Origin of the sequence: Massilia sp. CT11-108, assembly GCF_047302915.1 — a bacterium.
Lineage (GTDB): Bacteria > Pseudomonadota > Gammaproteobacteria > Burkholderiales > Burkholderiaceae_D > Telluria > Telluria orientalis.
Genome location: NZ_JBKYMO010001085.1, coordinates 1 through 752, shown reverse-complemented (window position 1 = coordinate 752; position 752 = coordinate 1). Strand labels below are relative to the sequence as shown.

Annotated in this window: 1 protein-coding gene and 1 pseudogene; both read right to left on the bottom strand. The window is 71.3% G+C overall.

Annotated features, from left to right (window positions below):
* Positions 1-429: ribosomal protein S18-alanine N-acetyltransferase (gene rimI, locus ACEN88_RS33295; protein ID WP_413346593.1), on the bottom strand; the 429-nt coding region annotated here is incomplete at its 3' end.
* Positions 426-752 (bottom strand): annotated as a pseudogene (locus ACEN88_RS33290) (tRNA (adenosine(37)-N6)-threonylcarbamoyltransferase complex dimerization subunit type 1 TsaB); the annotation flags it as partial. The pseudogene ACEN88_RS33290 and the gene rimI, both read right to left, overlap by 4 nt.

The following is a 752-nucleotide window of genomic DNA, read 5'->3' as shown; positions in this document are numbered from 1 at the left end:
GCGCCGCCCTTCGTGCGCGGGATAATAGCCCTTGCGGCGGCCGATCTCTTCATAGCCGTAGCGCCGGTACACCTCGAGTGCGCGCGTGTTGGACGGCCGCACCTCGAGCAGGATCGACGCCATGCGCTCTGCCCGCGACCTGGCCGCGATGCGGTCCAGCAGGTAGCGCCCGACGCCGCGTCCGTGCAGCGGCGCCGCGACGGCCACGTCGAGCAGGTGCGCTTCGTCCAGCGCGTACATCAGCAGGAAATACCCGGCCAGCGCGCCCGCCGGCTCGCGCAGCACCCACGCATCGTAGCCGCTCGCGAGCGAGTCCATGAAATTCGCCCGGCTCCACGGATGCGGAAACACGCTGCATTCGAGGGCATGCACCTCGTCGACGTCGCCCACGACCATCGGGCGCAGTTCCTGGTGCGCGGCGTCGGTCATCGCCCGTCCGCCCTGGCCGCGTTGATGGCCTGGCGTTCCGCGCTCGTGTACGCGACCTTGTTGCGCAGGTAGAGCGGCTGCGCCTCGTCGGCCGGCACCGCGCGGCCCGCCGCCAGCGCGGCCACGCCCAGCACCGCGAATTCGCGCGCATGCGGCAGGATGTCGCTGTGCGCACCGGCCACAAACGGCGCATCCGCGAAGGCTTCCGGATACGCCGCGAAGCCGTTGCCGCAGGCAGTCAAGCCTTCGACCATCTCGGGCGCGACGGCGCCCGCAAACCCGTGCTGCCGCTGGTGACGCTGGAAGCGATGGCCGAGGCGTGC